Consider the following 16673-nt stretch of genomic DNA (forward strand, 5'->3'; position numbering starts at 1 on the left):
CGTTCAGCGTCACTCGATGGCGCTGGACGACTTGATTTGGTTGCGCAACACGTACTTCTGGATCTTGCCGGTCGAGGTCTTGGGCAGGATGCAGAACTCAATGCGCTTGGGCACCTTGAAGCGCGCCATCTGGCTGCGGCAGAACTCGATGATTTCTTCTTCAGACGCCACCGCGTTGGTCTTCAGCTCGACGAAGGCGCAGGGCACTTCACCCCACTTGGCGTCCGGCTGGGCCACGACAGCAGCCAACATCACCGCCGGGTGACGGTGCAGCGTGTCTTCCACCTCGATGGAGGAGATGTTTTCGCCGCCGGAGATGATGATGTCCTTGCTGCGATCCTTGATCTTGACGTAGCCGTCCGGGTGCATCACCGCCAAGTCGCCGGTGTGGAACCAGCCGCCGGCGAAGGCTTCGTCGGTGGCGCTCGGGTTCTTCAGGTAACCCTTCATCACCACGTTGCCCCGGAAGAAAATTTCGCCCATGGTTTCGCCATCGGCGGGCACGGGTTCCATGGTTTCCGGATCGAGCACGGCGATGGCTTGTTGCATCGGTGCGGCCACCCCTTGGCGACCGTTCTTCTGCGCACGCTCCATCAGACCCAGCTCAGCCCAATCATCCTGCTTGGCGCAGACGGCAGCCGGGCCATAAACCTCGGTCAGACCGTAAACGTGGGTCAGCTCAATGCCGGCGGCTTCGCAGCCCTCGATCACCGCCACCGGCGGCGCCGCGCCGGCGATTTGGCCGTGGATGGTGTGCTCGATGCCCTGGCGCACCTCTTCCGGCGCGTTGATCAGCATGCTGTAGACGATGGGCGCGCCGCACATGTGGGTGATGCGGTGCTCGCGGATCAGGCCAAAAATTTGCACCGGATCGACGCGGCGCAGGCACACGCTGGTGCCGGCGATCAGCGCCATCGTCCAGGGGAAGCACCAGCCGTTGCAGTGGAACATCGGCAGCGTCCACAGGTAGACGCTGTGGTGCGGCATTTGCCACGAGATGACGTTGCTGGCCGCGTTCAGGTAGGCGCCGCGATGGTGCGTCACCACGCCCTTGGGGTTGCCGGTGGTGCCGCTGGTGTAGTTCAGCGAGATGGCGTCCCACTCGTCGCCGGGCAGTTGCCAGACGTGGTTCGGGTTGCCTTCGGCCAAGAACGCTTCATACGAAATTTGGCCGAGGCGGCGGCCCATCGGCGCGGTGTCGTCTTCGACCTCCACCACGAACGGGCGCTTCGGGCCGAGCATGGCCAGCGCCTTTTCCATCACCGGGGCGAATTCGCGGTCGGTGAACAGCACCTTGGCTTCGCCGTGTTGCAGCATGAAGGCCAGGGCTTCCGGGTCGAGGCGGGTGTTCAGGGTGTTGACCACGGCGCCCGTCATCGGCACGCCGAAGTGCATTTCGTACATCGCCGGCACGTTGGGCAGCATGACGGCGACGGTGTCGCCCTTGCCCACGCCCTTGGCCACCAGCGCGCTGGCCAGACGGCGGCAGCGCTCGTAGGTTTGCGCCCAGGTTTGGCGGCGTTCGCCGTAAATGAGGGCGGTGCGCTGCGGGTAAATGGCAGCGGTGCGCTCGATGTAGCTCAGCGGCGAGAGCGCCACGTAGTTGGCGGGGTTCTTGTCCAGACCGAGGTCGTAAGGGTTCATCCGGCTCATGGTTCACGTCTCCTGAATCGTCGTCGCTGAGGCCCCGCGTTGTTCATCCAGCGCAGTCTCGTCGGCGGGTTGGCCGGGATGATTGCGGAGGATGTTTTCAACAAGCCCCAGCGAATGTGACGAATGTTTGCAAGGGCAGTGGCGCTGGGAAGGGCGCTCCTAGAATCCTGACGACAGCCTGTCGGCCCCCTTCCGGCTCCTGGATCAACCGCCTGTCATGACGGCCTTGGCGCCCGTGTTCGCATGCCCCACCCTCCCGTTTCCACCGACACGCCGCCCCCGCCGCACCTCGCTTTGCAACATGCGCTGGATCGGCTGGCGCAAGGCCTGTCGGTCTTCGATCATGACTTGTGTTTGGTGGCGTGGAATCAGGCGTTTCTGCAATTGCTCGATTTGCCGCCCGAGCTGGTGCAACCGGGGTTGCCGTTTGAGCACCTGCTGCGGCACCACGTCCTGCGCGGCGAAGAAGCGCCGGACGCCCACACCGAACTCGCCCTGCGCGTGGCCGAGCGCACCCGCGAGCTGCAAGCCATCAACGCCCAGTTGCGGGCGGCCAATGCGCAAAACGAAGCCATCGCCCGTTCGTTGCAGCGCAGCGAGGCGCAGATGCGCCTCATCACCGATTCAATCCCGGCGCTCATCGCCTACTTTGACCGGCATCGCAACTACCGTTACATCAATCGGGGGTATCAGGAGTGGTTCGGGCTGAATCCGCGCCATCCCGAACGGGTGAGCGCCCGCGAGTATTTGGGCAGCACCACTTACGAGAGCATCCGCCCGAACGTCGCCGAGGCGCTGGCGGGTCGGCCCGTCACGTTCGAATACGAGTTGCAGCAGATTTGCGGGCGCAAGGTGATGGTGCGCACCTCGCTCATCCCCGAGCGTTCGTCGGATGGCGCGGTGGTCGGCTGCTTCGAGCTGACGTTTGACATCACCGAACAAAAACGCTCGCACGAAATGCTGGTGCAGGCGCAAAAAATGGAAGCCCTGGGCCAGCTCACCGGCGGCCTGGCGCACGATTTCAACAACCTGCTGACCGTCATCATCGGCAACCTCAGCGCCTTGGCGGATGCACGCCCTGGCGATGAGATGGTGGCCGAGTTTGTCGATCCCGCTGTGCAAGCGGCGCGACGCGGTGCGGAACTCATCAAGGGGTTGCTGTCGTTCTCGCGCCAGCAGCCGCTGGAGCCGCAGGCGGTCGAGGTGGCGGCCCAAATCGAAACCGTGCGCCGCTCGCTGCCGGAGCACCTCAGCCTGAGCGTCGAAACCGCCGCCGAACCGCTGTGGGCCTGGACCGACCCGAACCTGTTGCAAAACGCGCTGCTGAATTTGCTCATCAATGCGCGGGACGCCATCGCGCCGGGGCTGGATGGGCGCATCTGGATTCGCACCCACCTGGAAGCCCGCGAACCGCTGGGCCTGCCCGCTGGCCGCTATGTGCGCCTGGATGTCACCGACGACGGCATCGGCATGGATGCGGCCACGCGGGCGCGGGTCTTCGAACCGTTTTTCACCACCAAGCGGCCCGGCTTGGGCACCGGCTTGGGCTTGGCGATGGTGCATGACTTTGTGCGCCAGTCCGGCGGTGCCATCGATGTGACGAGCACGCTGGGCGCGGGCACGACGGTGTCGATCTGGCTGCCGCTGGCCGAGGACGAGGCCGAAGACACCGCCGCCGACACGGATGTCGATGCCACCACCGAACCCACGCCCGCACGCGGCCTGGCCTTGTTGGTGGAAGACGAACCGCAGGTGCGCCGCGTGGTGCGGGCGCAATTGCTGCATCTGGGGTACGCCGTGATCGAAGCCGACAACGGCGCCGAAGCCCTGCCGCTGCTGGAGCAAATTCCGGACATCCAGTTGTTGCTGTCCGATGTCGTCATGCCCGGTGGGGTCGATGGGCGGCGCTTGGCGCGGCTGGCGCGTGAAGCCGGACGGGTGCAGCGCATCGCCTTGATGAGCGGCTACGCCCCCGCCGACGTTTCCACCGACGACGATTTCCCCATCCTCGCCAAACCCTTCACCCAAGGGGAGTTGGCGCGCTTTCTGGAGACCCTGGAGAGCCCCTTGCCATGAGTTTTGCCATGTTGTCCAACGCCTCCCTGCCGGCCCAGCCGCTCATCTACATCATCGAGGACGACGACGCCATCAACCGCCTGGTGGTGATGGCGCTGCACGACTTCGGCTTCGCCACCGAATCCTTCCGCAGCGGGGCGACCGTGCTGCGGCGCTTGCACACCGAGCGGCCCGACCTGTGCATCGTCGATCTCGGTTTGCCCGACATGGATGGCATCGACTTGGTGCGCCAAATCGGCACCCTCAGCAACGCCGGGGTGTTGATCTTGACCGGGCGGGCGCATCCGGTGGACCGCGTGATGGGGCTGGAGTTGGGCGGCGATGACTATGTGACCAAACCGTTCGAACCGCGTGAGTTGGTGGCGCGGGTGCGCTCGATTTTGCGGCGCCGCGCCGCACCCAGCACCGCCGGGCCGTGTTTGACGCCAGTGCGGCGCCACGCCAGCTTCCTGGGCTGGCGCCTGGACTGTGCCGCCAACATCCTGCGCGCCGACGATGGCACCGAACACCTCTTGGGCACCGCCGAAGTGCAGGTGCTGCGGGCGTTCATCGAACATCCGCACCAAATCTTGACGCGGGAACAGCTCGTCGGCCAGCGCGATTTGTCGCCCAACGACCGCAGCATCGATGTGCGCATCTCCCGTTTGCGCCGCAAACTCGAACTTGACCCGCAAAATCCCAAAATCATCAAAACGGTGTACGGCGCCGGTTATGTTTTTTCTGCCGCAGTGACTTGGTCGTGACAGCCAAGGCAGCGTTTTGCTGCCATGCTCGCGCCCCGCGTTTGCACGGCCTTTCCACCACAACCCCACACGAGACCTGACCCATGATCACCCCCCAAGCCCTGCTCGAACAATTCGGCCCACGCGAGTCGATGGACTATGACGTTGTGATCGTTGGCGCAGGGCCGGCGGGCCTGGCCACGGCGATTCGCCTCAAGCAATTGGCCGCCGAGAAGGGCCAAGAGGTCAACGTGGTGGTGCTCGAAAAGGGTTCGGAGCCGGGGGCGCACATTCTGTCCGGCGCGGTGATGGATCCGCGTGCGCTGACCGAACTCATCCCCGACTGGAAAGAGCAGGGCGCACCACTGCTCCAACCCGTCACCGGCGACCAAGTGCTGTTTCTCTCCGCCGACGGCGCACAACAAACCCCGGATTGGCTGGTGCCGGAGTGCTTCCACAACCACGGCAACTACGTCATCAGCCTGGGCGCGGTGACCAAGTGGCTGGGCGAGCAAGCCGAAGCGCTGGGCGTGGAAATTTTCCCCGGCTTCACGGCAGCGGAAGTGCTGTACGACGAACAAGGCCGCGTGAAGGGCGTGGCCACTGGCCACATGGGCCTGGGCAAAGACGGCGAGCCGACCGACAACTTCCAGCTCGGCATGGACTTGCTGGGCAAGTACACGATCTTTGCCGAAGGCGCACGCGGCCACCTGGGCAAGCAGCTCATCGCCAAGTTCCAACTGGATGCCGGCAAAGACCCGCAAAGCTACGCCCTGGGCATCAAAGAGCTGTGGGAAGTGCCGGCGGACAAAGCCCAGCCCGGCCTGGTGGTTCACACCGCCGGCTGGCCGATGGACGGGGACACCTACGGCGGTGGTTTCCTCTACCACCTGGAAGGCAACAAGGTGACGCTGGGTTACGTCGTCGGCTTGGATTACCAAAACCCGTGGCTGTCGCCGTTCGAGGAAATGCAGCGCTGGAAGACGCACCCCAGCGTGCGCCAGCACATCGAGGGCGGCAAGCGCCTGGGCTACGGTGCGCGGGCGATCACGGCGGGGGGCATCCTGTCGCTGCCCAAGCTGGTGTTTCCGGGTGGGGCGCTGGTGGGCTGCGATGCGGGCATGCTCAACGCCTCGCGCATCAAGGGCAGCCATGCGGCGATCAAGTCCGGCATGTTGGCCGCCGAAGCCGCGTTTGCCGCTTTGGCGGAAGGCCGGGCGCAAGACGAGTTGGCCGCCTACCCGGCTGCATTTGAACAAAGCTGGCTGCACGCCGAGCTGCTGCGCGCCAAGAACTTCAAGCAGTGGTTCAAGAAGGGCAACACCGTGGGCGCGTTGATGACGGGCATCGAACAATGGCTGATGCCGAAGCTGGGCATGAAGGTGCCACGCTGGACGATCCACCGCACCGAGGCCGACCACACCCGCCTCAAGCCTGCGAACCAGTGCCCCAAGATCGATTACCCGAAGCCCGATGGCAAGCTGACGTTTGACCGCCTCAGCTCGGTGTTCATCAGCAACACCAACCACGAGGAAGAGCAGCCAGCACACTTGACGCTCAAGGATGCCAGCGTGCCGGTGGCGGTGAATCTGGCGCGTTATGGTGGGCCGGAAGCGCGTTACTGCCCGGCGGGGGTGTACGAGTTTGTGAACAAGGACGGGGCGGATCAGTTGGTGATCAACGCCCAAAACTGCCTGCACTGCAAAACTTGTGACATCAAAGACCCGACGCAAAACATCGTCTGGGTGACGCCTGAGGGCAGCGGCGGGCCGAACTACGCGGGGATGTAAGGCGGGCAGGTATTAGCGGGGCGTCGGGGAAGCGCTACCTCTGCTCCAATGCCTGCCCAATGGCCTCCAGCACCGCTTGTGGATCGGTCTGCCAATGGCTGTTCCACACCCGCAGCACTTCAAACCCCTGGCTGCGCAGCCAGGCATCGCGCATGGCGTCGTGATCTTGCTGGGTGTGGTGCTGGCCGCCGTCCAGCTCGATGATCAGGCGGGCATGGAGGCAGACGAAATCCGCGATGTAACGGCCAATGGGCATTTGGCGCCGGAATTTGTGGCCGGCGAATCGTTTGGCACGCAGGCAGGCCCAAAGTTGCTGTTCTTGTGGCGTTTGTTCGCGGCGCAGCTCACGGGCACGCTCACTGACCCAGATGGTTAGCAGTGGGGTAGGGGGCATGGCGGGGGAGAGGGGAGTCGAGCGGTGCCAGTGCGTGTGCAATGGTGGCACGAGCGTTCCCTGAAAAAAGCCCCTCTCCCCTTGCGGGAGAGGGGTTGGGGGGAGGGGAAAACGCTTCCGTCACATCCAGTTTTGTTTAGCAGGTGGGTTGAATAGCAGAGGCGCGGTGAAGAGAGGGCGGTGCGTTGCGAACCCCTCTCCCCCAGCCCCTCTCCCGCAAGGGGAGAGGGGAGCGGAGCGGTGCCAGTGCGTGTGCAATGGCAGCACGAGCGTTCCCTAAAAAAGCCCCTCTCCCCTTGTGGGAGAGGGGTTGGGGAGAGGGGAAACGCTTCCGTCACATCCAGTTTTGTTTAGCAGGTGGGTTGAATAGCAAAGGCGCGGTGAAGAGAGGGCGGTGCGTTGCGAACCCCTCTCCCCCAGCCCCTCTCCCGCAAGGGGAGAGGGGAGCCGAGCGGTGCCAGTGCGTGTGCAATGGTGGCACGAGCGTTCCCTGAAAAAAGCCCCTCTCCCCTTGCGGGAGAGGGGTTGGGGAGAGGGGAAACGCTTCCGTCACATCCAGTTTTGTTTAGCAGGTGGGTTGAATAGCAGAGGCCCGCTGTGGAGAGGGCGGTGCGTTGCGAACCCCTCTCCCCCAGCCCCTCTCCCGCAAGGGGAGAGGGGAAACGCTTCCGTCACATCCAGTTCTGTTTAACGCGGTGGCAAGCGCTCCGCAGCCTCCGATTTGCCGCGTTTCGGCTGGGGTCGGTAGCCGCGCAAACCCGTCAAATCCAGCACCCGCAGGCCGCCGTATTCGATGCGGATCAGCCCCAACCCTTGCAAATCCTTCAGCGCCTCGTTCACCCGCTGGCGCGACAACCCCACCAAGTAACCCAACTCCTGCTGCGTGATACGCAACACCTCGCCCACGCCCGGGTAAAGCACCGGGTGAAACAGCGCCGCCAGGTTGCGCGCTACACGGGTGTCGGGGTCGTTGTGGCGGTCGGTTTCGCGGGCGGCGATGAACTGGCCCAGGCGCTCGTTCAACTGGTTCAACACAAAACGGTTGAACGGGATGCTGCGGTCCAACAACTCGTGGAAGGTTTGCATCGGCAGCCCAGCCACGCGGGTGGTGCGCAGGGCTTCGATGTTGTAGCGGTAACTTTCCCGCTTGAGCAGCGTGCCCTCGCCAAACCACGCACCGGGCGGCACGCCAGTGAACGTGATCATCGGGCCTTGGCTGGCGTCGTTGCTCATTTTGAGCAGGCCATCGATCACGCCGAACCAGAAGGTGGCGGGGCGACCAATGCGGCAAATCAAATCGCCGGGGGCGGCGGTGGCTACGCGCATGTCGCGCAGGGCGTGGTCGCGATCCTCGGGGCTGAGCAGGCCCAGCCAAGGCACTCCGGCCAGTTCGGCATCGGTGAGCAAGCGCGCCCGGTCGCGCAGACGCGACAGGCCAGGAGAAGGGGATTCTGGGGACATCGTGAAGCGCAGCATGCCTGACGAGCGGGACGAATGACCACGGAGAAATCCGGAAGGCCATGCCCCAGAACCATGCACCCCTGGGAAACTCCCCCCCGGAGAAGCCCGGAGATTGTCGTCCAGCCGACAACATGGCGTCAAAGCCCGCCCTAGGATGCCCTCCATCGCACTTCATCACCCGTTGCGTGGCCCCAATGACGGGGCACCTGATCCGGGTGACTGCCCTGGAGATTGCTCTCGTGCCCACCAACTTCGTGCAACTGATGCTCGACCACGCAGCGCAGCGGCCCCACGCGCCGGCCTTGCGCGAGAAGGAATTCGGGATTTGGCAAACCATCACCTGGGGTGAGCTGGCCGTGCTCACCCGCAAGCTGGCGTGTGGCCTGCATGGCGCCGGGTTGCGCGCCGGCCAGCACATCATCATCGTGGGGGACAACCGCCCGCGCATGAACGCCGTGATGCTGGCCGCGCAAGCGCTGGGTGCCATCCCCGTGCCGCTCTACCAGGATGCGGTGGCTGCTGAGTATGTGTTCCCGATCCACAACGCCGAGGTTGAGTTCGCGGTGGTGGAAGACCAGGAGCAGGTGGACAAACTGCTCGACGTGCGCCGCCAAGTGCCCACCCTGCACCGCATTTGGTACGACAACCCGCGTGGCCTGCGCCACTACGCCGAGCCCGGTGTGGCGTCGCTGGACACCTTGATCGAAGAAGGTGCCGAGGTCTACCACCGCGAGCCGTGGGTGTTTGACGACGGCCCCAAGAAAATCCAGCCGGATGACGTGGCCGCCATGTTCTTCACGTCCGGAACCACCGGCAACCCGAAGGGCGTGGTGCATACCCACCACTCGCTGCTGGATCGCGCTTTGGCGGGCAAAAAGTTTGACCGCCTGACCGAATCCGAAGAAGTGCTGGCCTACCTGCCGCCGGCGTGGATCGGGCAAAACATCTTCAGTTATGCGCAGTGGCTGGCCTGCGGTTACGTGGTGAACTGCCCCGAATCCGGCGCCACCGTCAGCATCGACATGAAGGAAATCGGGCCGACCTACTACTTCGCCCCGCCCCGGATTTTTGAAGGCCTGCTCACCAGCGTGATGATCCGCATGGAGGATGCCAGCCCGCTCAAGCGCGGCCTGTTCCACCACTTCATGAAGCTGGCCAAGCGCGTCGGCCCGGCGCTGATGGACGGCCAGCCGGTCGGTTTGCTGGACAAACTGCACTACGCCCTGGGCAGCTTCTGCATTTACGGCCCGCTGCGCAACACCATGGGCCTGAGCCGGGTGCGCGTGGCCTACACGGCGGGCGAGGCCATCGGCCCGGATTTGTTCACGTTCTACCGCTCCATTGGCATCAACCTGAAGCAGCTTTACGGCTCGACGGAAACAGCAGTGTTCGTCTGCCTGCAACCCGACCACGAAGCCCGTGCCGACACCGTGGGCGTGCCCTGCGAAGGCGTCGAAATCAAGCTGGCGGAGAACGGCGAAGTGCTGGTGAAGTCGCCGGGGCTGCTCAAGGAATACTACAAAAACCCCCGCGCCACCGCCGAGGTGTTGACCGCTGAAGGGTGGTATCACACCAGCGACGCCGGCTTCATCGACGCCCACGGCCACCTCAAGATCATCGACCGGGTGAAGGACGTGGGCCACCTGAAGGGCGGCGCCAACGATGGCGCGATGTTCGCGCCCAAGTACGTGGAGAACAAACTCAAGTTCTTCCCGCACATCAAGGAAGCGGTGGCGTTTGGCAACGGGCGCGAGCGCGTCTGCGCGTTCATCAACATCGACATGGAAGCCGTGGGCAACTGGGCCGAAAAGCGCAATCTGCCCTACGCCGGTTACACCGACTTGGCGAGCAAGCCCGAGGTGCTGGCGCTGATCCGCGAGTGTGTCGAGCAAGTCAACGCTGATCTGGCGCGGGATGCGCTGCTGGCCGGCAGCCAAATCCACCGCTTCTTGGTGCTGCACAAGGAGCTGGACGCCGACGACGGCGAAATGACCCGCACCCGCAAGGTCAAGCGCGGGTTCATCCAAGACAAGTACCAGGTGCTGGTGGACGCGCTCTACGCCGGCAAGCCCGAGCAGTTCATCGAAACGGCGGTCAAGTTTGAGGACGGGCGCAGCGGCAGCGTCTCGGCCACGCTCAAGCTGCTGGACGCCAAGACCTTCCCGGCTCAAACCCAACAGGCGGCCTGACCCATGTACGAACGCAAGACCGGCAACGTCATCCTCGACGTGCAGAACATCAGCCTGCGCTTTGGTGGCGTCAAGGCGCTCACCGACATCAGCTTCGATGTGTGCGAGCACGAGATCCGCTCGATCATCGGCCCGAACGGCGCGGGCAAGAGCTCGATGCTCAATTGCATCAATGGCGTGTATGTGCCGCAGGAAGGCAAGATCACCTTCCACGGCCAAACCTTCGCGCACATGAACAGCCGCCAAGTGGCCGAAATGGGCGTGGCACGCACCTTCCAGAACTTGGCGCTGTTCAAGGGCATGAGCGTCATCGACAACATCATGACCGGGCGCAACCTGAAGATGCGCGCCAACATCTTCCAGCAAGCCTTGCGCATCGGCCCGGCCCAGCGTGAGGAAGAAGCGCACCGCGAGGTGGTCGAACGCATCATCGACTTCCTCGAAATTCAGGCTTATCGCAAAACGCCCGTGGGCCGCCTGCCTTACGGCCTGCAAAAGCGCGTGGACTTGGGCCGCGCCCTGGCGATGGAGCCCAAGGTGCTGCTGTTGGATGAACCGATGGCCGGCATGAACGTGGAGGAAAAGCAGGACATGTGCCGCTTCATCCTCGATGTGAACGACGAGTTCGGCACCACCATCGTCCTGATCGAGCACGACATGGGCGTGGTGATGGACATCTCCGACCGCGTCGTGGTGCTGGACTACGGCAAGAAGATCGGCGATGGCCCGCCCGACGAGGTGCGGCGCAACCCGGATGTGATCCGCGCCTACCTCGGCACGACGCACTGACCACCCACCCCGCACCCACAAAAACACACTGGAGACAACGCGATGGGGTTCTTCCTAGAAACGCTGTTTGGCGGGCTGATGGCCGGCATGCTCTACGCCTTGGTGGCGCTGGGGTTTGTGCTCATCTTCAAAGCCTCGGGGGTTTTCAACTTCGCCCAGGGCGCGATGGTGCTGTTCGCCGCGCTGGCGATGGCGCGCTTCGCCGAATGGGTGCCCGCTTGGCTCGGGCTGGAAAGCAAACTCGTGGCCAACTTGCTGGGGTTTGGGCTGGCGATGGTCTGTATGGTGGGCGTGGCCTGGGTGATTGAGCGCTTCGTGCTGGGCAAGCTCGTCAACCAAGAGGGCATCACGCTGCTGATGGCCACGCTGGGCATCACCTACTTCCTCGACGGTTTCGGCCAGACGGTGTTCGGCTCGGACATCTACAAGATCGACATCGGCATGCCCAAGGATCCGCTGTTCATCCTCGAATCGACGTTCGAGGGCGGCATCTTGCTGAGCCAGGAAGACCTGATCGCCGCACTGATCGCAGCGGCACTGGTGGCCACGCTGGCGCTGTTCTTCCAATACACCGCCACGGGCCGGGCGCTGCGCGCTGTGGCCGATGACCACCAAGCGGCGCAGTCCATTGGCATCCCGCTGAGTCGCATCTGGGTGATTGTGTGGAGCGTGGCGGGTTTCGCCGCGCTGGTGGCCGGGATGATTTGGGGCTCCAAGCTGGGCGTGCAGTTCTCGCTCTCGCAAGTGGCCTTGAAGGCGCTGCCCGTGGTGATCCTGGGCGGGCTGACTTCGGTGCCGGGCGCCATCATCGGCGGTCTCATCATCGGTGTGGGCGAAAAGCTCTCCGAGGTGTACATCGGCCCGATGCTGGGGGGCGGCATCGAAATCTGGTTCGCCTACGTGCTGGCGCTGGGCTTCTTGCTGGTGCGCCCGCAAGGTTTGTTCGGCGAAAAAATCATCGACCGCGTCTGACGCGGCTCGGCAGAACATCGACAAAAACGGAGACTTTCCCATGTTCTACCGTGAGAACGGCCAGTTCAAAACCAGCTACCGCGCCGATCAGCAGATCTTTCCGATCACGCAGGATCGGGTGGCCCTCGTGGCACTGCTGGCCTTTGCCTTCCTCGTCGTGCCGATGCTGGCCAGCGAGTATTTCTTCCGCGCCATCCTGATTCCGTTCCTGATCCTGTCGCTGGCGGCCATCGGGCTGAACATCCTGGTGGGCTACTGCGGGCAGATTTCCTTGGGCACCGGCGCTTTCATGGCGATTGGCGCTTACGGGGCCTACAACTTCTTCGTCCGCATCGAGGGCATGCCGCTGATCGTCGCCTTGGTGATGGGCGGGGTGTGCGCCACCGTGGTGGGGGTGCTGTTCGGCATCCCGAGCTTGCGCATCAAGGGCCTTTACCTGGCGGTGGCCACGCTGGCGGCGCAGTTTTTCACGGACTGGGCGTTTCTGCGCATCAAGTGGTTCACCAACGATTCGTCGTCCGGTTCGGTCAGCGTTTCGGGGCTGAACGTGCTGGGCCTGCCGATTGAAACCCCCGTGCAGCGTTACCTGTTTTGCCTGACGGTGGTGTGCATCTGCGCCTTGCTGGCCAAAAACTTGGTGAGAGGCCACATCGGCCGCGCCTGGATGGCCATGCGTGACATGGACGTGGCCGCCGCCGTCATCGGCATTCGCCCGATCCACGCCAAGCTCTCGGCGTTTGCGGTCAGCTCCTTCTTCGTCGGCTTGGCCGGTGGGTTGTGGGGCTTTGTCCACCTGGGTTCGTGGGAACCGGCGGCCTTCTCGATTGACCGCTCGTTCCAACTGCTGTTCATGGTGATCATCGGCGGGCTGGGTTCGATCATGGGCAGCTTCTTTGGCGCCGCCTTCATCGTGCTGCTGCCGCTGTTCATCAACCAAGTGCCCGCGATGCTGGGCGTGCCGATCTCCACCGCCCTGGCCGCCCACTTGGAAGCCATGATTTTTGGCGCCCTGATCGTGTTCTTCCTCATCGTCGAGCCGCACGGCTTGGCGCGGCTGTGGTCCACGGCCAAGGAAAAGCTGCGCCTGTGGCCCTTCCCCCACTGAATCCAACCGACAGCGCCCAACGCTGCACCTTGCTCTCACCTTTGGAGGCAGACATCATGAAGTTCAAGACGCTCGCTCAAGCCGCCCTGCTGGCCACCGCTGGCCTGGCTACCCTGGCCACTTCGCCGGCCTTCGCCCAGGCCAAGGAGCAGTTCTTCCCGGTGCTGGTTTACCGCACCGGCGCCTATGCGCCCAATGGGGTGCTGTGGGCCAACGGCTATGTCGATTACCTCAAGCTCACCAACGCACGCGGCGGCGTCAACGGCGTGAAGATCAGCTTCGAGGAGTGCGAAACCGGCTACGCCACCGACCGGGGCGTCGAGTGTTATGAACGCCTGAAGGGCAAGGGCGCCACGGTGTTCCAGCCGCTGTCCACTGGCATCACCTTCGCGCTGACCGAGAAGGCCCCAGCCGACAAAATCCCCCTCATCACCGCCGGTTATGGCCGCAGTGAGTCCGCCGACGGGGGCGTGTTCAAGTGGAACTTCCCGCTGTTGGGCACCTACTGGGTCGCCGCCGACGTGCTGTTGCAGCACATCGCACAAAAGAACGGCGGCATGGACAAACTCAAGGGCAAGAAGATCGCCCTGGTCTACCACGACAGCCCTTACGGCAAAGAGCCCATCCCGCTGCTGCAAGAGCGCGCCAAGCTGCACGGCTTTGAACTCAGCACCCTGCCGGTGACCCATCCGGGGGTGGAGCAAAAGGCCACCTGGCTGCAAATCCGCCAATCGCGCCCGGACTACGTGTTGCTGTGGGGCTGGGGTGTGATGAACTCTGCCGCGCTGAAGGAAGCCGTGGCCACCGGCTACCCGCGTGACAAGATGTTCGGCGTCTGGTGGGCCGGTGCCGAACCCGATGTGAAGGACGTGGGCGACGGCGCCAAGGGCTACAGCGCCGTCACCATGCAGCACGGTGCCGAACCCAACTCCAAGGTGGCCAAGGACATCTTGAGCTTGGTGCATGGCAAGGGCCAAGGCACGGGGCCGAAGGAGGAGGTCGGGCAGGTGCTGTACATGCGCGGCGTGATCTCGGCCATGCTGGCGGTGGAAGGCGTGCGCAGCGCGCAAGAGCGCTTTGGCAAGGGCAAGGTCGTGACCGGCGAGCAAATGCGCTGGGGCCTGGAAAACCTCAACCTCGACCAGAAGAAACTCGATGGGCTGGGCTTTGCCGGCGTGATGCGCCCGGTGTCCACCTCGTGCGTGGATCACATGGGTTCATCGTGGGCGCGCATCCACACCTGGGACGGCCAGAAGTGGAACTTCACCTCGGATTGGCTGCAAGCCGACCAGTCCCTCATCAAGCCCATGGTCAAAGCGGCTGCCGACAAGTACGCCGCCGACAAAAAGCTGGAGCGCCGCACCCCAGCCGACTGCCAAAGCTGATCCAGCCCCTCGCGTGAGCCTCCCATGAGCCAAAACCCCATCCTTCTGAACGTCAACGGCATCGAGGTCATTTACAACCATGTGATCTTGGTGCTCAAGGGTGTGTCGCTGCAAGTGTCTGAGGGCGCGGTGGTGGCGCTCCTGGGCGGCAACGGCGCGGGCAAAACGACCACGCTGCGCGCCATCAGCAACCTGTTGGCCGGTGAGCGCGGCGAAGTCACCAAAGGGTCGATTGAGCTGCGCGGCGAGCGCATCGACCGCCTCAGCACCTCGGACATGGTCAACCGAGGGGTCATTCAGGTGATGGAGGGGCGGCACTGCTTCGCCCACCTCACCATCGAAGAAAACCTGCTCACCGGCGCCTACACCCGCACCGACGGCAAAGCCGCCGTGGCCCAGACGCTGGAGAAGGTCTACACCTACTTCCCGCGTCTGCAAACCCGACGCCACAGCCAAGCGGCGTACACCTCGGGCGGCGAGCAGCAGATGTGCGCCATTGGCCGGGCGTTGATGGCCAACCCGAAGATGGTGCTGCTCGACGAGCCCAGCATGGGCTTGGCGCCGCAGATTGTGGAAGAAGTGTTCGAGATCGTGCGCGATCTGAACACCAAGGAGCGCGTGACGTTTTTGCTGGCCGAGCAAAACACCAACATCGCGCTGAAGTACGCCGATTACGGCTACATCTTGGAAAACGGGCGTGTGGTGATGGACGGCCACGCCAAGGATCTGCGCGAAAACGAGGACGTGAAGGAGTTCTACCTTGGCGTCGGTGGCTCCGACCGCAAGAGCTTCCGCGAGATCAAGACCTACAAGCGCCGCAAGCGCTGGTTGGCCTGAGCCCCTTTGGAGGAGCGATCCGATGAGCGATTTTTACGACGTTCTCGAAACCCGCCACCCCGCCGAACGCGAAGCGGCGCTGATGGCGGCGCTGCCCGACGTGGTGGCCCAAGCCCGCCGCCACGCGCCCGCGTACGCCGCCCTGCTGGCCGACGTGGTGCCGACCGACATCGACAGCCGTGCTGCGCTGGCACATCTGCCCGTGATCCGCAAAAGCGAGTTGTTGGAACGCCAACAGGCGCTGCGGACGCAGGAGCCATTCGGGGGGTTTTCTGCCATCGGTTGGCGCGGGTTGAGCGCGGCGCGGGGGGCGCGCCGCGTGTTCCAGTCCCCTGGCCCGATCTACGAACCCGAAGGCCATGCCACCGACTACTGGCGCATGGCCCGCGCCCTGTGGGCCGCCGGTTTTCGCTCGGGCGATCTGGCGCATTGCAGTTTCAGTTACCACCTCACGCCCGCCGGTTCGATGATGGAGGGCGGGGCGCACGCCATCGGCTGCACCACGTTTCCGGGTGGGGTCGGCAACACCGAGCTGCAATTGCAAGCCGTGGCCGAACTCCAACCGCACGCCTACATCGGCACGCCCAGCTTCCTGAAAATTTTGGTGGAAAAGGCGGCGGAAACCGGGGTGTCGGTGGCGTCGATCACCAAAGCGCTGGTGTCGGGCGAGGCGTTTCCGCCGTCGCTGCGCGATTGGTTGGCCGAGCGCAGCATCCAGGGTTACCAGTGCTACGCCACTGCCGACCTGGGCCTCATCGCCTACGAAACCGCCGCCCGCCAAGGGCTGGTGCTGGACGAAGGGGTGATTGTTGAGATCGTGCGCCCCGGCACGGGCGACCCGGTGCCCGAAGGCGAAGTCGGCGAGCTGGTGGTGACGACGCTCAACCCGGATTACCCGCTGGTGCGTTTTGGCACCGGGGATTTGTCCGCCATCCTGCCCGGCCCCTGCCCGACCGGGCGCAGCAACACCCGCATCAAAGGTTGGATGGGCCGCGCCGACCAAACCGCCAAGGTGCGCGGCATGTTTGTGCATCCCAGCCAAGTGGCGGACGTGGTGAAACGCTTCCCCGAAGTGGGTCGCGCCCGCTTGGTGGTGGAAGGCGAAATGGCCACCGATCGCATGACCTTGAAGGCGGAACTGGCGCCATCCCGCGTCGCGGTGCCGGAAGGGTTGGCCGAGCGTTTGGCCGATGTCGTGCGCGATGTGACCAAGCTGCGCAGCCAAGTCGAGCTGTTGCCAGCGGGCAGTTTGCCGAACGACGGCAAGGTGATCGAAGACTTGCGCAGCTACCGCTGACGC

13 protein-coding genes are annotated in these 16673 nt (G+C 64.0%); 10 read left to right on the plus strand and 3 right to left on the minus strand.

Annotated features, from left to right (window positions below):
- Window positions 1-9: 9 nt before the first annotated feature.
- Complete coding sequence (locus VITFI_RS05765) at window positions 10-1653, minus strand: acyl-CoA synthetase (RefSeq protein WP_089416157.1); 1644 nt, start codon at window positions 1651-1653, stop codon at window positions 10-12.
- Window positions 1654-1896: 243 nt separating this feature from the next.
- Between VITFI_RS05765 and VITFI_RS05770 the strand changes: the two genes are divergently transcribed.
- From VITFI_RS05770 to VITFI_RS05780, 3 genes are all read left to right on the plus strand, one after another.
- Complete coding sequence (locus tag VITFI_RS05770) at window positions 1897-3729, plus strand: ATP-binding protein (RefSeq protein WP_089416158.1); 1833 nt, start codon at window positions 1897-1899, stop codon at window positions 3727-3729.
- A complete protein-coding gene (locus tag VITFI_RS05775) occupies window positions 3726-4472 on the plus strand; it encodes a response regulator transcription factor (protein ID WP_198301641.1) in 747 nt (248 codons plus the stop codon). The genes VITFI_RS05770 and VITFI_RS05775 overlap by 4 nt, the downstream gene beginning before the upstream one ends.
- Before the next feature lie 83 nt (window positions 4473-4555).
- Entirely contained in the window at window positions 4556-6241 is a 1686-nt protein-coding gene (locus VITFI_RS05780) for an electron transfer flavoprotein-ubiquinone oxidoreductase (protein WP_089416159.1), read from the plus strand.
- Window positions 6242-6275: 34 nt separating this feature from the next.
- Here VITFI_RS05780 and VITFI_RS05785 read toward each other — a convergent pair whose 3' ends face one another.
- Both VITFI_RS05785 and VITFI_RS05790 read right to left on the minus strand, forming a co-directional pair.
- Window positions 6276-6635, minus strand: a complete 360-nt coding sequence (locus VITFI_RS05785) for an endonuclease domain-containing protein (RefSeq protein ID WP_089416160.1) — start codon at window positions 6633-6635, stop codon at window positions 6276-6278.
- Between the two features lie 687 nt (window positions 6636-7322).
- Window positions 7323-8096 carry a Crp/Fnr family transcriptional regulator gene (locus VITFI_RS05790; protein ID WP_089417989.1) on the minus strand — a complete coding sequence of 258 codons (774 nt, stop codon included), beginning with the start codon at window positions 8094-8096 and terminating at the stop codon, window positions 7323-7325.
- 239 nt (window positions 8097-8335) lie between these two features.
- Here VITFI_RS05790 and VITFI_RS05795 point away from each other — a divergent pair, with 239 nt between their 5' ends.
- From VITFI_RS05795 to VITFI_RS05825, 7 genes are read left to right on the plus strand one after another with little or no spacing between them, the layout of a single operon-like run.
- Window positions 8336-10285, plus strand: a complete 1950-nt coding sequence (locus VITFI_RS05795) for an AMP-dependent synthetase/ligase (protein ID WP_089417988.1) — start codon at window positions 8336-8338, stop codon at window positions 10283-10285.
- A 3-nt stretch (window positions 10286-10288) separates the two neighbouring features.
- Window positions 10289-11074: an ABC transporter ATP-binding protein gene (locus tag VITFI_RS05800; RefSeq protein WP_089416161.1), complete on the plus strand. Its 786-nt coding sequence runs from the start codon at window positions 10289-10291 to the stop codon at window positions 11072-11074.
- A 42-nt stretch (window positions 11075-11116) separates the two neighbouring features.
- Window positions 11117-12046 (plus strand): branched-chain amino acid ABC transporter permease, encoded by a 930-nt coding sequence (locus VITFI_RS05805; RefSeq protein WP_089416162.1) that lies wholly within the window; start codon window positions 11117-11119, stop codon window positions 12044-12046.
- Window positions 12047-12086: 40 nt separating this feature from the next.
- Window positions 12087-13151 carry a branched-chain amino acid ABC transporter permease gene (locus VITFI_RS05810; RefSeq protein ID WP_089416163.1) on the plus strand — a complete coding sequence of 355 codons (1065 nt, stop codon included), beginning with the start codon at window positions 12087-12089 and terminating at the stop codon, window positions 13149-13151.
- Window positions 13152-13207: 56 nt separating this feature from the next.
- Window positions 13208-14536: an ABC transporter substrate-binding protein gene (locus VITFI_RS05815; RefSeq protein WP_089417990.1), complete on the plus strand. Its 1329-nt coding sequence runs from the start codon at window positions 13208-13210 to the stop codon at window positions 14534-14536.
- A gap of 24 nt (window positions 14537-14560) precedes the next feature.
- Window positions 14561-15373 (plus strand): ABC transporter ATP-binding protein, encoded by an 813-nt coding sequence (locus VITFI_RS05820; RefSeq protein WP_089416164.1) that lies wholly within the window; start codon window positions 14561-14563, stop codon window positions 15371-15373.
- Between the two features lie 22 nt (window positions 15374-15395).
- A complete protein-coding gene (locus tag VITFI_RS05825; RefSeq protein ID WP_089416165.1) occupies window positions 15396-16670 on the plus strand; it encodes a phenylacetate--CoA ligase family protein in 1275 nt (424 codons plus the stop codon).
- Window positions 16671-16673 lie beyond the last annotated feature (3 nt).

The organism is Vitreoscilla filiformis, from assembly GCF_002222655.1.
In the GTDB taxonomy this organism is placed as follows: Bacteria; Pseudomonadota; Gammaproteobacteria; order Burkholderiales; family Burkholderiaceae_C; genus Ideonella; species Ideonella filiformis.

Coding starts and splice junctions, on each gene's coding strand:
- VITFI_RS05775 (WP_198301641.1), top strand. CDS start 3,726: ATGAGTTTTGCCATGTTGTCCAACGCCTCCCTGCCGGCCCAGCCGCTC.
- VITFI_RS05825 (WP_089416165.1), top strand. CDS start 15,396: ATGAGCGATTTTTACGACGTTCTCGAAACCCGCCACCCCGCCGAACGC.
- VITFI_RS05810 (WP_089416163.1), top strand. CDS start 12,087: ATGTTCTACCGTGAGAACGGCCAGTTCAAAACCAGCTACCGCGCCGAT.
- VITFI_RS05780 (WP_089416159.1), top strand. CDS start 4,556: ATGATCACCCCCCAAGCCCTGCTCGAACAATTCGGCCCACGCGAGTCG.
- VITFI_RS05820 (WP_089416164.1), top strand. CDS start 14,561: ATGAGCCAAAACCCCATCCTTCTGAACGTCAACGGCATCGAGGTCATT.
- VITFI_RS05785 (WP_089416160.1), bottom strand. CDS start 6,635: ATGCCCCCTACCCCACTGCTAACCATCTGGGTCAGTGAGCGTGCCCGT.
- VITFI_RS05770 (WP_089416158.1), top strand. CDS start 1,897: ATGCCCCACCCTCCCGTTTCCACCGACACGCCGCCCCCGCCGCACCTC.
- VITFI_RS05815 (WP_089417990.1), top strand. CDS start 13,208: ATGAAGTTCAAGACGCTCGCTCAAGCCGCCCTGCTGGCCACCGCTGGC.
- VITFI_RS05805 (WP_089416162.1), top strand. CDS start 11,117: ATGGGGTTCTTCCTAGAAACGCTGTTTGGCGGGCTGATGGCCGGCATG.
- VITFI_RS05790 (WP_089417989.1), bottom strand. CDS start 8,096: ATGTCCCCAGAATCCCCTTCTCCTGGCCTGTCGCGTCTGCGCGACCGG.
- VITFI_RS05800 (WP_089416161.1), top strand. CDS start 10,289: ATGTACGAACGCAAGACCGGCAACGTCATCCTCGACGTGCAGAACATC.
- VITFI_RS05765 (WP_089416157.1), bottom strand. CDS start 1,653: ATGAGCCGGATGAACCCTTACGACCTCGGTCTGGACAAGAACCCCGCC.